Source organism: Microcoleus vaginatus HSN003 (assembly GCF_022701255.1).
Lineage (GTDB): Bacteria > Cyanobacteriota > Cyanobacteriia > Cyanobacteriales > Microcoleaceae > Microcoleus > Microcoleus vaginatus_B.
In genome coordinates this window covers 5,186,089-5,204,115 of record NZ_CP031705.1, presented here as the reverse complement: position 1 = coordinate 5,204,115, position 18,027 = coordinate 5,186,089, and the positions used below count along the sequence as shown (strand labels likewise).

Below are 18,027 nucleotides of genomic sequence, written 5' to 3'. Positions count from 1 at the left end.
GAAGAAGGAAGAAGGAAGAACAAATCAACCAAACAGGATCTGACAACACTTAAAACAAACGATGCCAAGTTAATTCCTTTGTCCCCGGCTTTAAATTCCACCGCAACAATTGATTGGCCGATTGGCCGATAAACCCCGAAATTCCGATCGCCCTTCTCGGAGATTCCGTTGCCAGGGCGATCGCACTTTCGGCATCGCAAATTCCCCACTCCACCAAATTCTGCACTCCCGCCAACAGCGGCAGAGTTGTACCCGCCAAAGTAGCAGATTCCAGGGGCGAGTGGTAATCTAATCTTACCCAAGCTGTACCTTTTCTGACTTCAATTTGTCTGGAATCCCAAGGATAAACACCGTCAGGCAAACCCAAAGGAGCCAAAGCATCGCTCACCAAAAAAATGCCTTTTTCATACCTACCAGCGCGCAGTAAAAAATCAATCATTGTCGGAGAAACGTGCTTCCCGTCAGCAATTAAACCGCATTTTACGCCCGGATAAACAATCGCCGCTCCCAACAAACCCGGTTCTCTGTGGTGCAAACTCGGCATCGCATTAAAAGCGTGAGTTACCATTGAAGCTCCCCGCTCAAATGCTTGTTTGGCTTGCTCTGCCGTCGCTTGGGAGTGTCCGAGACTCACGGAAATCCCCAAACTTTGCAAATAGGAAATGGCTTCGCCAGTGCTGTCTAACTCCGGCGCTAAAGTAATTATTTTGACAATATCGGCACAATCTCCTAAAACTTGCTTGACATTTTCTATAGTTAGCGGTAGTAAAAACTCAACTGGGTGAGCACCTCGCTTTTGGGGGTTGAGAAAAGGGCCTTCGAGGTGAACACCAAGAATTTCCGCTGTATTGGGCTTAATTGTGGCGGGAGCAGCGGTTTGTACAGTGCGGATATAATCAGCTATAGTCGAGAGCGATCGCCTAAACTTATCGAGTGAAGTTGTCACCAAAGTCGGCACAAAAGCATCGACTCCCTGATTCCACAAAAATTGACAAATTTTCGGCAACATTTCAATATGTTTGCTTTCTAAATCGGGAAAAGCAAAACCGAGGGCTCCGTTAATCTGCAAGTCAACACCGCCCAGAGAAAGCCAATCGCCTGCTACATCCAGCACTTGCAAATCGGGAGGACAAATCCTTTTAAATACGGCGTCCATCGGGCAAACTTCTTGAATAATACCCGTTTTGTTAACAGCAAGCATCTGCAAATCCTTGCAACCGGGGAGGCGAACATTGAGAATATCTGTGCGGGCGGCAGTTGGGGTTTTGGCTTCAGTCATCCGATTTTAGATTGTAGATTTTAGATTGTAGATTTTATATTCGCTACGGATAAATCCGGTGGCTGGCTATGAGGATGCGGAGCTTTTGGCTTTTTGCTGGCTACAGAGCTGCTCAGACCGGCGCTGGTGGAAAAATTGCTTTTAAGGGTCAGTTTTGGTACAAAATATCTAAATTTGAATTAACGCAATCATTATAAAATTAGCATTTATCTGAAATCTGAAATCGGAAAATTGCATGAATCAAGCGACAGTTGGAATTATCATGGGTAGCGATTCGGATTTGCCAACCATGAAAGATGCGATCGCAGTTTGCGAAGAATTCAGCGTTGCTTGCTCCGTGGCGATCATCTCGGCGCACCGCACCCCTGATCGCATGGTGGAATATGCCCAAACCGCGCACCAAAAAGGCTTGAAAGTCATTATCGCAGGTGCCGGGGGAGCGGCGCACCTCCCGGGTATGGTAGCATCTTTAACGCCCTTGCCCGTAATTGGGGTGCCGGTACCGAGCCGCCACCTGCAAGGCATAGATTCGCTGTACTCGATCGTGCAAATGCCAGCCGGGATACCCGTAGCCACAGTGGGGATCGGCAACGCTAAGAATGCTGGCTTGCTGGCAGTTCAGATACTGGCAGCTCATCAGCCAGAATTGCTAGAGCGAGTTTTGCATTACCGCAAAACTTTGTCCGAATCTGTACTGAAAAAACAAAATCAACTAGAAGAGCTAGGCTATCATAACTATCTCAATCTCAACAAATAATCCATAAACTTTTGTAGTAAGATTGGAAAGTTTTACGAATATTGCTGAGCTTACTAGCCGTAAAGAGGGTAAAAGTGATTAAAATGACTGTCGGAAAGAAAAAGTCGAAACAAGTCAGGCGGGAGGCTTTAAATTTGCCAGCAGCTAAATTTATTACGAAAGTCAACAGGTTGAAGAAATTACAAAGGGCGATCGCCCGCCTCACTCCAAGTTGGCAAGCCTGCATACCTTTAGCTGCAATCATCGTCTTGGTGTGGGGATATGCGGCGGTAGCCCAAACAGCTCCCGCGCCAACCACCGAGGAACAATTAGCAAGCCTTAAGGTGGGCATGGATACCATGTGGGTCATGGTTGCTGGGATGCTAGTGTTCTTTATGAACGCCGGTTTCGGTATGTTGGAAACCGGTTTTTGCCGCCAAAAAAATGCAGTCAACGTGCTCTCCAAAAACTTGATTGTTTTTGCGCTTTCAACGATCGCATATTGGGCGATCGGCTTTGCCTTAATGTTTAGCGACGGCAATGGTTTTATTGGCAGCAGCGGCGGATTTTTTCTGTGGAATGTACCCGACAACAGCCCCGCCACAGGAGACGCTTATCAAGGCATTTTCAGCGCATTAAACTGGACGGGAGTGCCTCTTAACGCTAAATTCTTTTTCCAATTAGTTTTTGCTGGAACTGCTGCCACGATCGTTTCTGGAGCCGTTGCAGAGCGAATTAAATTCCTTGAATTCTTAATTTTCAGCTTGCTGCTAGTAGGTATTGCTTATCCGATTACCGGACACTGGATTTGGGGCGGCGGCTGGCTGGCAGACGCAGGCTTCTGGGATTTTGCCGGTTCGACAGTGGTTCACTCGGTAGGCGGTTGGGCTGCTTTGATGGGAGCGGCATTTTTGGGGCCGCGGCTTGGTAAGTACCGCGACGGCGATACTGTGGCGATGCCGGGACACAATATGAGCATTGCCACCCTGGGCTGTTTGATTTTGTGGTTGGGCTGGTTCGGTTTCAATCCCGGTTCGACAATGGCACTCGATCCAAATGCTATCGCCCACATTGCGATCACCACCAACACTGCCGCTGCCTTCGGGGGAATTGCTGCAACCATTACTGCTTGGCTGTACCTGGGCAAACCCGACCTTTCGATGATTATCAACGGTATCCTCGCCGGCTTAGTCGGGGTAACAGCGGGCTGTGCTTGGATCAACGTGCCAAACTCTGCCATTATTGGCACGATCGCCGGTATCCTGGTAGTTTTCGCCGTCACTTTCTTCGACAACTTGAAAATTGACGACCCTGTAGGCGCAACTTCAGTTCACTTAGTCTGCGGCATCTGGGGAACTCTGGCAGTTGGGCTGTTTGCTGACGGGCCTACAACTGGGCTTTATACCACAGGCCCGGCAGCCGGATTGCTTGTGGGCGGAGGTTTCGCTCAACTCTGGGCGCAGTTGGTCGGCATTATCTCTGTAGGCGGGATGACCGTGCTGCTGAGTACGATTTTTTGGATGGCGCTCAAAGCTTTGCTGGGTATCCGCGTTTCTGCTTTAGAGGAGGCTGAAGGTTTGGATATCGGCGAACACGGGATGGAAGCTTACACCGGGTTTGTGAAGGAAACGAGCTTGGATAACAGAAGTGAGACCAGCTACGGCGGTTATGGTGGGGGTTCTGGAGGCAAGACTACCAAACTGTAGAGTGTGCGAAGGGATCGACCACTTGAGCTTTCGTGGCCTAGGTTAGCTATTTATCAGCTAATTCACGCCTTTATTCAGAAAAACCACCATCTGAAATCTGCCTACTTATGGCTATCTATCGTTGTGCTCGCGTTTCAATCTTCGATGCGAACGCGGGCATAATTTTATGTTTAGTTGACTTTTAAGGGCTGACATATGGCGTTGCACAATTTGATGATGATTGTGGGGTGTCCCGCCTGCTGTGAAAATACACGGCTTCGGGCGAAGAGATCCCATCCGACAAAAAAATCAAAATCATGCCGCTATTATGCAACGCCTTACATATAGTAGTTTGCGATTGCATGAGATTTGGGGCGGTAATTGGTAATTGGGAATTGAGAATCTGTAACTGACTAGCTTTGCAAACTGGTGTATTGATCAGAGTTTACCGGCAATGGCTTTCAGTTCTTCAACGATGCGCTTGTTCTTGGGGTTCCTGCTGCCATCAAGGCGGGCGGAGACAATAGTGATTATTTCTAGTATATCTTTAGCTAAATCCTCGTCACAGCTAGTATTTTCGGTTTGATTTATAATCACTACCTCTGTTCCAAAGTGCTCGCACAAATTAAAAATTAGTTCCGAACCAAATCTCAGCAGTCTGTCTTTGTGAGTTAATACCAACCTTTCTACTTGATTGTCTGCGATCGCCCGAATTAGATGTTGTAAACCCCGCTTACTGTAATTAACCCCAGAACCTACATCATCAATGATTTGGAATTGCCACCCCTGAGATGCACAAAACAATTCCAAAACTTGTTTTTGTCTGTCTAAATCATCTTTTTGGTTGTGACTGCTAACGCGAGCGTAAGCAACGGTTAAAGCGCCCTCGCGTTTTAAGCCGAGAAGATGAGCTAGGTCATAGCGTCTGTGACCGTTAGCCGTGCGTTCCGGTATTAGCTTGCCTTCGGCTTCCCATCGGCGCAAGGTGGAAGCGCTCACACCTTTAAGTTTGGCTGCTTCTGTTATAGTTAATTTTTTCATTTTTGGATTTTAGCATCAGAAATGAGTAATTTCGGTAAGTTTTAGATATATTTTTGTCCAGTCAGCAGACCGAGACCCACCCGAATTTATGTGCAAGAAAGTTTGGTAGGCAGATTTTTTATGGTAAAGTAGTGCGAAAAAGCAAAGTTCTGCATCGCCGTCGCGCTCAACACAGCACAGCGCTTGATTCTTACAAGAATTGACGCTTTAATTGAGCGGTAAAATTGGATGTAGTGATGAATGCAAATTATTCGGTGTGATGCCTGCAAATAGCTTGAGTTTATGGAGAAGTTTGGAGGAGGTAGCAGAAGTAGAACTCATAAATCCCTCTTAGGGATGGAAGTTAGCCGATCGAAAACTGTTCCGGTTTGGGCTTTGCTCTCTTTGGTGACGAACGGGGTACTGATAATCACAGTAGCTCAACTACTGGTGCGGGGAAACAACTTGACAGAAAGCTTCCCGGTAAGTGCGGCAGTGACGGCAGAAGCCGCTGAAGAACAAATGGACGAATCGACGCTCTCTGCAAAGGCATTGCTAGACGTGCCCGTTCCAGGACCGCGACATAAATGGACTTACCAGCAGTGGGTGACGCAGTTGGGTCGCGAAGCTGAGGCGGCGGCGGCGAATCGACCCTCCAGACTAAGTGTTTTGGCTGGCGATTCTCTCAGTATGTGGTTTCCAACAAAGCTGTTACCAGTCGATCGATTTTGGCTGAATCAAGGGATTTCGGGGGAGACTTCCGTGGGTTTGCTGAAGCGGTTGCAGTTGTTCGATCGAACTGCGCCGGATACCGTGTTTGTAATGATTGGGATTAACGATTTGTTGCGCGGCGCAAGCAACGAAGGGATTTTGGACAACCAGCGGCAGATTATTCGTGATTTGCGGTGGGCTCACCCCAAAGCACAAGTGGTTGTGCAGTCGATTTTGCCGCACAGCGGGGAACAAGCTACTTGGGAAAATCGCGATCGCCTGTTGGCGATTCCTAACAGCCGGATTAGGGCAATAAATCGACGGCTGAAAGAAATTGCTAGTTCTGAAAATGTTTTGTATCTGGATTTGTACCCGCTGTTTGCGGATGCTGAAGGCAATTTACCAACCGAACTCAGCACAGACGGCTTGCACCTTAACGATCAAGGTTATCTGGTTTGGCGATCGGCCCTGCAATTGTTCGATCAGATGCAGTTGAAAAATGAGTCATGAGTCATAACTAAGGAGTCATTAGTCATTAGTTAGAAACATAAAGGATAAAGTAACATTCTCCCTAACTCTCCCCCTCTCCTCCTCCCACTCTCCCCAACTCAAAATTCTTGCCATCTCCTCAACTCCCCCTCCCCGATTACTCTGTTGTCACTGGCTATGTCAAGTAGCGAGGGATACATTAAGAAATATGATAGTTAGCTATTTAGTATAGGGTGATACAGAATAGCTGTTTATACAAATGGTGCAATCCAAAAGGCATAGACCATTAGATTGAGAGTTGACGAATTTAGATGAGTCCGGCTATACGAAGTCGGGGGGTTGAGGATTGGGGAATTATCTATTGAAGATTTGTTCCGCTAAAACACGGACTTAAAACCAAATAACTATTGCATCTAAAATCCTCGCATCTAAAATCGGCTCGGTCTTCCCTGAAAATTGCTGAGTATGAGAAGGTACAACTAACGTGATCAAAAAAAGTTTAACGATCGGCATCATCGCGCTGTGGCTGTTAAGCGTACCGCTGACGGACAATGCCTTAGCTCAAGATGCGGCTGGTACTGCTGTGGCGGTGGTGCCGAATCCGATCGACACCGGCGATACCGCCTGGATGTTGGTCTCCTCAGCACTGGTATTGCTGATGACACCAGGGCTGGCGTTTTTCTACGGGGGACTGGTGCGATCGCGCAACGTCCTCAACACCATGATGATGAGCTTAATCATGATGGGACTGATCGGCGTCACCTGGACGCTGTGGGGCTACAGTTTAGCCTTTGATGTCACCGCCAGCAACCTCAATGATCAAGGCTTTGGTCAAGGGATCGAAAGCTTCATCGGTGGCTTCGACTGGATGTTCCTAAACAACGTCACGGCGGACACACCAGATCCGATCGGCTACGCACCGACAATACCGCACCAAGTCTTCATGGTGTACCAGATGATGTTCGCCATCATCACTCCCGCCTTGATTTCCGGGGCGATCGTCGAACGGGTAACATTTAAAACCTATTTCTGGTTCGGTCTGTTGTGGTCTACCTTCATCTACTCTCCTTTAGCCCACTGGGTTTGGGGTAGAGGCTGGCTGGAGGCGATCGGAGTTCTCGACTTTGCCGGCGGCACAGTCGTACACATCAGTTGCGGTGTTTCTGCGGTTGTCGCAGCTTGGGTAATCGGGCCCCGCAAAGACCACTTGAAGAAGCCCCACACCCCCCACAACGTACCCTACGTCTTGCTGGGAATTGGGCTGCTGTGGTTCGGCTGGTTTGGCTTCAACGGTGGTAGCGCTTTTGGTTCTGGTTCTTTAGCAACAGTGGCTTTTGTCACAACGATGATTTCAACAGCAGCCGGCGGTTTAACTTGGACAATTGTGGAATGGGTACTCAGAGGCAAACCGACAGCAGTGGGAATTGCTAGCGGTTTCCTCGCCGGATTGGTAGGCATCACACCTGCGGCTGGATTCGTGCTGCCAGTGGGGGCGCTTTTGATCGGATCGATCACTTCGGTTTGCTGCTTCTTTGCCATTGGCTGGCGCGCTAAGCTGGGATTTGACGACTCTTTGGATACCTTCCCGATTCACGGCGTCGGCGGAACAGTGGGCGTAATTCTGACGGGCCTATTTGCGACTAAAACGGTGAACGCTGCCGGAAATGACGGGCTGTTTGCTGGGAATCCGGGGCAAATCGGAACCCAGTTGATAGGCGTTCTAGCTACTTACGTGTTTGCGGGTGTCGGCACTTTTGTGATCCTGAAAATTTTGGAACAGTTTATGGAACTGCGAGTATCCTCCTCTGCTGAAGACAAAGGTTTGGATATTGACCTGCACGGGGAAGAGGCTTACGGTGAGGATTTTGCCGGCGGTTTCAGTTCGTTTGAATCGGGTTCTCCTTTTGCGCCGAAGAAGGTTTAAAGCGGATTTTTTGTGGGAGTTCGATCGTGTAGAGACTCAGCTATCTGGGTCTCTCGGCTTTTTTTTAGTTTTTTTTTTAACGAACCGCGAAGGCGCGAAGAGCGCGAAGAAGGAAGAGGAAGAAGGGTTAAGATGAGAGTATGATCCGTTTGATGCCTTCTTTGAGGATCGGAACGTTGAAGTTGATGAGAAGGCCCAAGCTGTTTTTGGTCATTTTAAGATAAGAGATAACTTGGGCTTCGTGGATGGGAGCTAGCTTTTCTACAGCTTTTAGTTCGACAATGAGGATATCGCCAACCATAAAGTCTAATTGACCTTCGCCGACTTGATGACTTTTGTAGGTGATTGCTACGGGCTTTTTAGGCTGACAAGGTATCCCTCGCATCCGAAATTCAAGTTCTAAGGATTCCTGATACACTGATTCTAAAAATCCTGGTCCCAAAAGCCGATGCACCTCAATAGCCGCCCCAATCACTCTATAGGCTAAGTGTTCTAGCGGTTCGCCCAATTGTCTCATTCTTCTTTCTTCTTCCTTCGCGTCCTACCCTACGGGAACGGCTTCGCCGAACGCGTCTTCGCGGTTCATTCCTTCTTCCCCCTCATGTGTCGATAATATAAACAGCATATCTCCTCCTCCCTACTGAGCCAATAATCCCGATCGCACCCCAAGCATTCTAAAATCAAAGGTAATTAACCTAGATTTCAACTCGATACCGCATGGATACTAAAGCTTTTAAACGATCGCTCCAACAGTCTGAAAACTACCACCGCAAGGGTTTCGGACACGAAGCTGAGGTAGCTGGCGTGATGCAGACGGCTTATCAAAGCAGTCTGATCCAGCAAATTCGCGACAATAATTACAGGCTGGAACGCGGCGCAGTCACGATCCGGCTAGCTGAGGCTTTTGGCTTTTGCTGGGGGGTGGAACGCGCTGTAGCTATTGCTTACGAGACTCGCCAGCATTTCCCAACCGAACGGCTTTGGATTACTAATGAGATTATTCATAATCCGTCTGTCAATCAGCATTTGCGGGATATGGAAGTTGGTTTTATTGCTGTTGAAAATGGGCAGAAAAATTTTTCGGTTGTCGATAGCGGCGATGTGGTAATTTTACCAGCTTTTGGGGCGAGCGTCCAAGAAATGCAGTTGCTTAATGATAAGGGCTGCAAGATTGTTGATACTACTTGTCCTTGGGTTTCTAAGGTTTGGAATACTGTTGAGAAGCACAAGAAGAGGAATTATACTTCGATTATTCACGGTCAATACAAGCATGAGGAAACTGTTGCTACGAGTTCTTTTGCTGATAAGTATTTGATTGTATTGAATTTGCAGGAAGCTGAATATGTCAGCAATTATATCTTGCATGGGGGCGACCGCGATGAATTTCTTGCTAAATTTAGCAAGGCTTATTCTGCTGGTTTTGACCCAGATGTGGATTTGGAAAGTGTTGGTATTGCTAACCAAACTACTATGCTCAAAACTGAGACAGAAACCATTGGCAAGTTATTTGAAAAAACGATGATGCGGAAGTTTGGGCCTGAGAATTTGAACGAGCATTTTCAGAGTTTTAATACTATCTGCGATGCGACTCAGGAACGGCAAGATGCTATGTTGAGTTTGGTTGAGGAAAAGTTGGATTTGATGCTGGTGATTGGGGGTTTTAATTCTTCTAATACTACGCATTTGCAGGAAATTGCGATCGACAAAACTGTTCCTTCTTATCACATTGATTGTGCGGAGCGCATTTTACCGGGAAATCGCATCGAACACAAGCCTTTGGGGGCAGATTTGGTCGTAACTGAAGGTTGGCTACCGGAGGGTAAAATTGTGGTGGGCGTGACTTCGGGTGCTTCTACGCCTGATAAGGTTGTTGAAGATGCGATCGATCGCATTTTGGCGATGAAAGCCGCTGTGGTTGCCTAATTATATCGTTTTCGCGGCCATCGGAATTATCCTTTTGCGAGTGCAGTGCGATCGTCTCGCAAACAGATAATTCCGATGTTACGGGATTTGATATTAAATTAATTTCAATCGATGAATCCTCCGCAATTACCCGATCGCTCGCATTTTTGATACTATTTATCTGTATCCTAGCTCTTGTAAATTTCTCCCCTGCCTCTAATAGGTTATTTTTTAAATAAAATATTAAAAAATCGCCTTTTTTTGGGGTAAAAATCTTGACTTATGCAGATGGATAATGTATATTTTAGATAATGGTAATAGTGACCAAAATAAAATTTATGTTACCACTCCCATTATCTAAAGTATACCCCAAAAATCAACTTAAATCAATAGGTAAAGACTCCTTTCTTTGGGCGGCAATTTGAAACTGCCAAAGGAAAACGAACGATACAAAAATCGATGAGAAAAAAGGGGAATTAAGCTTTGCAGGCTATCCTAGATTGTCTGGTGTCTGCCTGAAGCACGAGACGCCAGAGCGCGATTTCTAGAATTTCAGACTTAAGGGGGATGCAAGGAGGAAGCCGACTAAAGTAAACAGAATAGATCGCACATTTGAGCCTTAAATTTATAGTCTTTAGTCGCTCTATAGGCCCGCGCCAAAAATTCGAGTAGTCTGTATCCAGCTAAAATAAAAAAAAGCAGGACTCGCACGCCGACTATTTCATGAAACAATCACTGACTCCCCAAATAACCGCAGGTATCGGAATGGTGGTGGCGCTGCTAATTTTCAATGCGGCAACTTCCTACCGCAACACTCTCAAATTACTCGAAAACGAACACTGGGTGAGCCACACTCACCAAGTTTTAACCGAACTCGAAGCTACGCTTTCCACCTTAAAAGATGCTGAAACCGGACAGCGCGGTTATTTGCTGACGGGAGAAGAACGGTATTTAGAACCGTATCACAGCGCGATCGCCCGCATCAACAAACAAGTAGTCGGATTGCAGCAGCTAACGGCTGACAATAAGCGGCAGCAACAGCGCCTTCGCGATTTGAAAATTGCGATCGATGCTAAATTAGCCGAACTTGAAGGAACCATCAATCTGCGACGCACACAACACTTAGAAGCAGCGCTGCAGGAAGTAAAATCCGGTAGGGGAAAGCAAATCATGGGCGGCATTCGGCAGCAGATAGCCGCCATGACTGCCGAAGAAACTCAGCTATTGCAGCAGCGCGCCCGAGAATCTAAAAGGAGCGCTCATTGGACAATCCTGAGTTTTACCGTTGCTGCTTTAGTAAATTTCCTGTTGATGGTGTTGGTTTACTATTTGGTGAAGCGCGATCGAACTTTGCGCGACAATGCCGAAATTAAGCAAAATCAACTTTTAGACCAGCTAGAGCACGATCGCCACTCCCTACAATTAAGCGAAGAACGTTTCCGTAGCGCCATTCTCAACGCACCGCTGCCAATTATGCTGCACGCTGAAAACGGAGAAGTTTTGCAAATTAACTGCGCTTGGACAGAACTCTCAGGCTACGAATACTCAGAAATTCCTACAATTGAAGATTGGACAGAAAAAGCTTACCACAGCCGCAAATCGCTAGTGCAAGCAGATATCGATCGGCTGCACCGATTAAACGCGCGCATTTCTGAAGGCGAATATATGATTGCCACAGCCAGCGGCGAAAGTCGAATTTGGGACTTTTATTCCGCACCTTTAGGCCAGCTTTCCGACGGCAGAAGTTTAGTAATTAGTACCGCAATTGACGTAACTGCGCGCAAACAAGCAGAAGCGGAAATTCGGATGCTCAACGCTACCTTAGAACGGCGAGTAGAACTCCGCACCAATCAACTTCAAGCAGCTAACGAAGAATTAGAAGCTTTCAGCTATACCGTTGCCCACGATTTGCGTGCTCCTCTGCGGGGAATGCAGGGATTGGCTGAAGCTTTATTAGAAGATTACAGCCAACTCCTCGACGAACTTGGTCAAGAATATGCCCAGCAAATTGTTAATTCTGGGCAACAATTAGAAGCATTGATCCAAGATTTGCTAGCTTACGGCCGCCTGAGCCGCACAGATTTATCGATGCAAGTTGTAGAATTAGAATCTGCTGTCGCCGAGGCAATTGCTATGGTACAAGCTGACGCTAAATCCAGGCACACTCAAATCAGTGTTGGCTCGCCCTTGCCGGCGGTAATTGCCCACCGCGTTACTTTAGTTCAAGTAATCGCAAATCTGCTCACCAATGCTATAAAATTTGTGGAAGGAACACCACCCCAAGTGCAGATCTGGGCTGAGGAAATTGAGCAGCCTCAAGAGAGAGAGACCGAGAGCAATACAGTGGAAGAATTGACAAAGGGGACAGTGGGACAGTGGGAGCATTCCCAGTTACTGATGCCCACTAGCCTATTGGCACTCCGCATTATCCGTCTGTGGGTAGAAGACAACGGGATCGGTATTGCTCCAGAACATCAAAAACGCATTTTTCGCGTCTTTGAACGGCTCCACGGTATCGAATCTTACCCGGGAACTGGTATAGGATTAGCTATTGTGAAAAAAGGAGTCGATCGCATGGGCGGTCAAGTGGGAGTGGAATCTCAAGTAGGACAAGGCAGTCGATTTTGGATACAACTGAGGAAGCATGAGCCAAACGCAGACGATTTTGCTGGTGGAAGATAACCCCGTTGATATTCTATTAATGCAGCGGGCTTTTCGCAATGAGACTTTTGCTAATACTTCGCTGCAAATTGTCCGAGATGGAGATGCAGCGGTTTTTTATTTAAATGGTGACGGAGAGTACAGCGATCGCGATCGCTATCCTTTACCTGCGATAATTTTACTGGATTTGAAATTGCCTAGGCGCTCCGGTCACGAGGTTCTGGTTTGGCTCAAGCAGCAGCCGGAACTAAAACGCTTGCCAGTGGTTATGCTTACTTCTTCTAGCCAAACACTTGATGTCAAGCGAGCTTACGATTTAGGGGTAAATTCTTATTTGGTTAAACCGGTCGGGTTTGCTTCTTTAGTAGAAATGATGCAGAGTTTTAGCGAGTATTGGCTCAACTATACCCAACTCCCTGAAAGTCTATAATTTTCTGGTTTTTAGGGGAAGTTTCTCGATTTTTATTGCTTGTTTCCTGGTTACCAAGCTCTGTCTGGTAGTGGCGTTTTTCCCATTTTTATTGCTTGCTTCCTCGTTACCCGGAGATTTCTGATAACGAGGAAATTAAGTTTATAGTGAGGAATCGCGTCATCTATCATCTTCAAGAGGTCACCTCCCACATTTTTATTCCGAGTGATTGCTCGGCACTCTAACTAACAGCAAAATTATAAATTGTTAAAGTGTTACACATTTTAGTAATTGACGACAACCCCACTGATCGGCTGCTCGTCAAACGCGAATTAGAGAGGCAATTTTCGGCATTGGAAGTAACGGAAATTTCTGACAATAGATTGTTGGTGGAAGCACTAAATCAAGGTCGATTCAATCTGGTAATTACCGACTACCAACTGCGCTGGACGAACGGTTTAGATGTGCTTAAAACTATCAAAGCGCGTTATCCACAATGCCCGATTATAATGTTTACGAATACTGGCAATGAAGAAATTGCTGTAGAGGCGATGAAATCTGGATTGGACGATTACATTATCAAGTCGCCGAAGCACTACGTCCGCCTTTGCGTTGCGGTTCGCAGGGTACTTGATCAAGTTGCCGCCTGGGAACGAGTCGCCCGGCTAGAAAATCAACTTAATTCTCTGCTAGAACGCTTAAATGTCGGAGTTTTTCGAGCGAGTTCCCAGGGGCAGCTTTTGGAAAGCAATCAAGCTTTTTTGCGCTTGTTTGATGCCAGCAATTTAGCAGATGTCCAAGGAATTTATCGGCAGCAATTGTTTTTGCAACCGGTAGATTCAGGGGAGTCTCGGTGTCAAAATCTAGAAATTACATTTCCTTTGGCAGACGGTCGAGTAAAATGGATTCGGTTTACTCAATATCTCTACAGCGCAGAAGGTGAAAGTACGATCGACGGATTGGTGGAAGATATTACGGAACTCAAGCAAGCTGAACTTGCTTTGCGCGAATTTAATGAAACTTTGGAAGAGCGGGTGAGAGAGCGTACTGCTGAGTTAGAAGAAGTTAACGCACAGCTAGAATCATTTACCTATTCAGTTTCTCACGACTTGCGCGCTCCTTTGCGGGGAATTTCGTTTTTTGCTGAAATGTTGCTCAACGATCAAGTTAGCAACTTGGATGCTACCTCACAAGATTACTTGTACCGGATTACGGATGCTGCAAGTCTGATGAATACTTTAATCGAAAATTTGCTAGAGTACAGCCGCCTCAGCAAAGCTAACTTGCCACTAAAAGCAGTCTCTCTTAATTTAATTGTGGCTCGCTCGATCGCGCAACTAGAGGCTGAGATTGCCGCAAAACAAGCTCGCATAACGGTTGTCGAACCCCTACCTGTAGTGTTGGCCCATCCTCCTACGCTGCAGCAAGTCTTGGCTAACTTGCTCTCCAATGCTATTAAGTTCGTGCAGCCTGGGATAGCTCCCCAGGTGCGAGTTTATGCAGAAGCTGAGGAGGAATATATATATCTTTGGGTAGAAGACAACGGCATTGGTATTGAAGAAAAATTTCAACAGAGGATTTTTGGGTTGTTCGATCGCCTGCACGGTCAAGAAGTGTATCCAGGGACGGGAATCGGGCTGGCGATAGCGAACAAAGGAGTCGATCAGATGGGCGGTGCGATCGGGCTGAAATCGACGGGAATCGGTACCCGCTTCTGGGTAAAATTACGCAAGTGCGAGAGTTGAGGAAGCAAGTTCGGCAACGCGCAGTGAATCGGGATTTAAAAGATAAGGTTCTAGGCACGAGGGTTTGAACAGCAATATTCTGCTGTAGCTCCAAGAATCAATCAACCCGCTTGTGTACACCCGAAGACAGAATAAAGAATTAGTATAGTGATAGTTAACTCATCTCTTGCACCTTTCCCGCCTCAGCAGGCTTTCTGATCTGTTTTACAACAACTTACTTAATTAATTTGCTTGTGGACACGCCCCTAAAAGGCGGGTTGAGGATATTACAAGCTGTAAAGTATAATAAAACCCAAGCAAATACAATAAATTTATGGGCAAGTCTAACTAACCCACCAAGTACATATTTAAATTGTCGAGATTGCTCAATAACATATTGTTAGATTTAAGAATGTTTGCGCTCATACCAAAACTCAACGGCTAATGCTATCTATTCTGTTAATCGACGACAACCCGAACGATCGCCTGATGATCGATCGAGAACTGAGGAAAACTTTTCCCGATTTAGAAATTAAGTCGGTTATTGATTTCCAAACTCTCGAACAAATGCTGGCAGCCGGGGGTTTTGATATAGTAATTACCGACTACCAACTACACTGGAGCGACGGATTAACTATTCTCCAAAAAGTTCACAGCCGCTACCCAAATTGTCCAGTAATTATGTGTACTGACAGCGGCAGTGAACAAGTGGCAGTCGAAGCTATGAAAGCGGGTTTGAGCGATTACGTATTCAAAGGGCGGCACTTAAAGCGCCTGGCGGCGGCCGTGGGCGAAAGCTTGAAAAAACAGCAGTTGCGCGAGAACTACACCAAAACGTCGGCGCAGTTGGCAATTTCGGAGGAAAGGCTGAGATTGGCGATCGAAGCCTCGAAAATGGGAATTTGGGATTGGAATGTATTAACTGGCGAGGTCGTTTGGTCGGAGGGACACGAACTCTTATTCGGGTTGGAAAAAGGCAGTTTTCCGGGAACTTACGAAGCGTTTTTGGCCTGCATACACCCGGATGACCAAAGCTCGATCGCCCAGGCTCTTGGTTTTGCTTTAGAAAACAAAATAGAATACAAGTACGAATTTAGAGTTTTTTGGCCCGATGGCAGCTTGCACTGGATCGCGGGTAGGGGCAAGTTTTTTGATGATGAGACGGGTAAATCGGTGCGATCGATCGGCTTGGTTTGGGATATTACCGAGCGTAAATTATCGGAAGCGCGGGTGCAAGAAAGCGAGGAAAATTTGCGCTTTGCTCTAGAAGCAGCTAACATGATCGCTTTTACCTGGGATGTGGCATCGGGGGAAGTCCGCCGTTCGTCCAATGCCGAAACACAGATGGGTTTGGGCCCAGAAAGCACCTCTGGTACTTTTGAGCAAAAAAAGAATGCGGTGCATCCAGAAGACCGCGAAAGGTTTTTGGCAGAGTTAAATGCCGCATTCAGGGGCACGGGAGTTTACGAGTCGGAATACCGCAAAGTGCGACCCGACGGCTCAGTGATTTGGCTTCACGACAAAGGGCGGGTGGTTTTTGACACATCCGGCACACCCCTTTGGTTGTTCGGCGTGGCGATCGACATTACGGATCGCAAACAGTTAGAATACGATCGCGCGCGCGCCTTGGCCCGCGAGCAGTCGTATTTGCGCCGCCTGCAAAAGTTAACCTCCGCGTCAGTAGCTATTAACTCCACGCTGTCGGTGGGAGAAATACTTCAGTTAGCAGCAGATAGCGCCCGCCAAATTCTCGAAGTCCACCAGGTAGCGGTCAACCTCGACCCTGCCGCCACCTGGGATGCGGGAATTAGCAAGTTTTCCATGTCAGAAAAATACGCCGCGTGGCAAGATTACTGCGAAGAGCCAGACGGTACAGGTATTTACCAGGAAGTTTGCCAGCACCAACAGGCGATGCGGATGACTCAAAGCGAGTTAGAGGCTCACCCGAGATGGCGGGAGTTCGGCAAGGCGGCAGGGAAGCACCCGCCGATGCGGGGCTGGCTGGCGGTACCGCTGACGGATCGCGAGGGCAGAAATCTGGGATTGATTCAGTTGTCGGACAAGTACGAGGGGGAGTTTGCCGAAGATGATGAAACTATTTTAATGCAGTTGGCTCAGGCGGTGTCGGCGGCGATCGACAATGCCCGACTTTACGAGGAATCTCAGCAAGCAAATCGCATGAAAGATGAGTTTTTGGCAACTCTTTCTCATGAGCTGCGATCGCCCTTAAACGCGATTTTGGGCTGGGCGCAACTGCTGCAGCAACGCAGTTTGAGTCCGGCTGCTACTGGGCGAGCTTTGTCCACTATTGAGCGAAATGCTAAATTGCAAACTCAATTGATTGATGATTTGCTGGATATTTCGCGAATAATTCGCGGCAAGTTGACTTTGAATCCTTCTGCGGTAAATTTGATTTCGATGGTGGAAGCAGCGGTGAATACGGTGCGGTTGGCTGCCGATGCTAAGTCGATCGATTTGCGGTTTGCAATTGGAGATTTGGCCTTAGAGACTGCTGAATTTTCCCAACTTGGGAAGGTTTCTGGCAATCCTGAATCTGAGTTAAATCCGAGATTTTGGGTATCAGGAGACCCTGGCCGCTTGCAGCAAGTAATTTGGAATTTGCTGACGAATGCGATTAAGTTTACGCCGCGCGGGGGGCGAGTTGAAATCCGGCTTTCGAGAGTTGATTCGGAGGTTGAGCTGGCTGTTACCGACACGGGAATTGGGGTTGCACCGAATTTTTTGCCTTACGTGTTTGACTCTTTCCGCCAAGCGGATGCTACGATTACTCGCAATTATAGCGGTTTGGGGCTGGGCCTGGCGATCGTCCGGCAGTTGGTGGAACTCCACGGCGGCACGGTTTGGGCCCAGAGTCCGGGACTGAATATGGGATCGACTTTTACTTTCCGTCTCCCTGCGATGCAGGTAAATTCGATCGCCGACGAGGAAGCGCAGGTTTTGGCTGGCGCTGGTAATTTACTCGGAGTTAAGATTTTGCTGGTTGATGACGAGGTTGATTCGCGGGAATTTATGAGGTTTGTCTTGACAGATTCCGGGGCCACTGTCAGGGTTGCATCGTCTGCTGCTGAGGCGTTTGAGGTGGCTTCGCAGTTTGGACCGGATGTTGTGGTCAGCGATATCGGAATGCCGGAGGAAGACGGCTATTCGCTGGTACGAAGGCTGCGTTCTGTGAACACGCAGACAGGGAAATTTTGGGCGATCGCTCTGACGGCTTATGCTAGGGATGAAGACCGCGATCGTGCTTTTGCTGCGGGTTTTGACCGACATCTGTCTAAACCTGTGCAACCCGATGTGTTGGTGGAGAGTATAGTCAAGTGGAGGCAGCAAGAGATCACAACTTAAAAAATTCAATTAATAATTGATAATTGGTAATGGGAATTGGGAATTGTGTTTGTAGTGACGACTTTAATCCTAGTAAAACTCGCTCGGACTTGCATTCCTCACTACCAATGTATAATGCTGATTT

12 protein-coding genes are annotated in these 18,027 nt (G+C 47.3%); 9 read left to right on the top strand and 3 right to left on the bottom strand.

The window, feature by feature from the left end; genetic code table 11:
- Positions 1-49 precede the first annotated feature (49 nt).
- Positions 50-1,279, bottom strand: a complete 1,230-nt coding sequence (gene nagA / locus D0A37_RS22525; protein ID WP_242717702.1) for an N-acetylglucosamine-6-phosphate deacetylase — start codon at positions 1,277-1,279, stop codon at positions 50-52.
- Positions 1,280-1,514: 235 nt separating this feature from the next.
- Here nagA and purE point away from each other — a divergent pair, with 235 nt between their 5' ends.
- Positions 1,515-2,036: a 5-(carboxyamino)imidazole ribonucleotide mutase gene (gene purE / locus D0A37_RS22520; RefSeq protein ID WP_242717701.1), complete on the top strand. Its 522-nt coding sequence runs from the start codon at positions 1,515-1,517 to the stop codon at positions 2,034-2,036.
- 83 nt (positions 2,037-2,119) lie between these two features.
- Positions 2,120-3,721: an ammonium transporter gene (locus D0A37_RS22515; protein WP_242717700.1), complete on the top strand. Its 1,602-nt coding sequence runs from the start codon at positions 2,120-2,122 to the stop codon at positions 3,719-3,721.
- A gap of 417 nt (positions 3,722-4,138) precedes the next feature.
- On the opposite strand, the gene D0A37_RS22510 is transcribed toward D0A37_RS22515, so the two are convergent.
- A complete protein-coding gene (locus tag D0A37_RS22510) occupies positions 4,139-4,741 on the bottom strand; it encodes an IS607 family transposase (protein WP_242717699.1) in 603 nt (200 codons plus the stop codon).
- A gap of 282 nt (positions 4,742-5,023) precedes the next feature.
- Between D0A37_RS22510 and D0A37_RS22505 the strand changes: the two genes are divergently transcribed.
- Complete coding sequence (locus tag D0A37_RS22505; RefSeq protein ID WP_242717697.1) at positions 5,024-5,941, top strand: SGNH/GDSL hydrolase family protein; 918 nt, start codon at positions 5,024-5,026, stop codon at positions 5,939-5,941.
- A 463-nt stretch (positions 5,942-6,404) separates the two neighbouring features.
- Positions 6,405-7,844 (top strand): ammonium transporter, encoded by a 1,440-nt coding sequence (locus D0A37_RS22500; RefSeq protein WP_242717695.1) that lies wholly within the window; start codon positions 6,405-6,407, stop codon positions 7,842-7,844.
- Positions 7,845-7,971: 127 nt separating this feature from the next.
- Here the strand turns inward: D0A37_RS22500 and D0A37_RS22495 are convergent, their stop codons facing one another.
- Complete coding sequence (locus D0A37_RS22495) at positions 7,972-8,361, bottom strand: GxxExxY protein (protein WP_242717694.1); 390 nt, start codon at positions 8,359-8,361, stop codon at positions 7,972-7,974.
- 200 nt (positions 8,362-8,561) lie between these two features.
- Here D0A37_RS22495 and D0A37_RS22490 point away from each other — a divergent pair, with 200 nt between their 5' ends.
- From D0A37_RS22490 to D0A37_RS22470, 5 genes are all read left to right on the top strand, one after another.
- Positions 8,562-9,767: a 4-hydroxy-3-methylbut-2-enyl diphosphate reductase gene (locus D0A37_RS22490; protein ID WP_242717692.1), complete on the top strand. Its 1,206-nt coding sequence runs from the start codon at positions 8,562-8,564 to the stop codon at positions 9,765-9,767.
- 702 nt (positions 9,768-10,469) lie between these two features.
- Positions 10,470-12,428 carry a sensor histidine kinase gene (locus D0A37_RS22485; RefSeq protein ID WP_242717690.1) on the top strand — a complete coding sequence of 653 codons (1,959 nt, stop codon included), beginning with the start codon at positions 10,470-10,472 and terminating at the stop codon, positions 12,426-12,428.
- Complete coding sequence (locus D0A37_RS22480) at positions 12,391-12,837, top strand: response regulator (protein WP_242717688.1); 447 nt, start codon at positions 12,391-12,393, stop codon at positions 12,835-12,837. The genes D0A37_RS22485 and D0A37_RS22480 overlap by 38 nt, the downstream gene beginning before the upstream one ends.
- A gap of 251 nt (positions 12,838-13,088) precedes the next feature.
- Entirely contained in the window at positions 13,089-14,561 is a 1,473-nt protein-coding gene (locus tag D0A37_RS22475; protein ID WP_242717686.1) for a sensor histidine kinase, read from the top strand.
- 423 nt (positions 14,562-14,984) lie between these two features.
- Positions 14,985-17,903, top strand: coding sequence for a response regulator (locus tag D0A37_RS22470; protein ID WP_242717684.1), 2,919 nt, complete (start codon positions 14,985-14,987; stop codon positions 17,901-17,903).
- Positions 17,904-18,027: the final 124 nt, after the last annotated feature.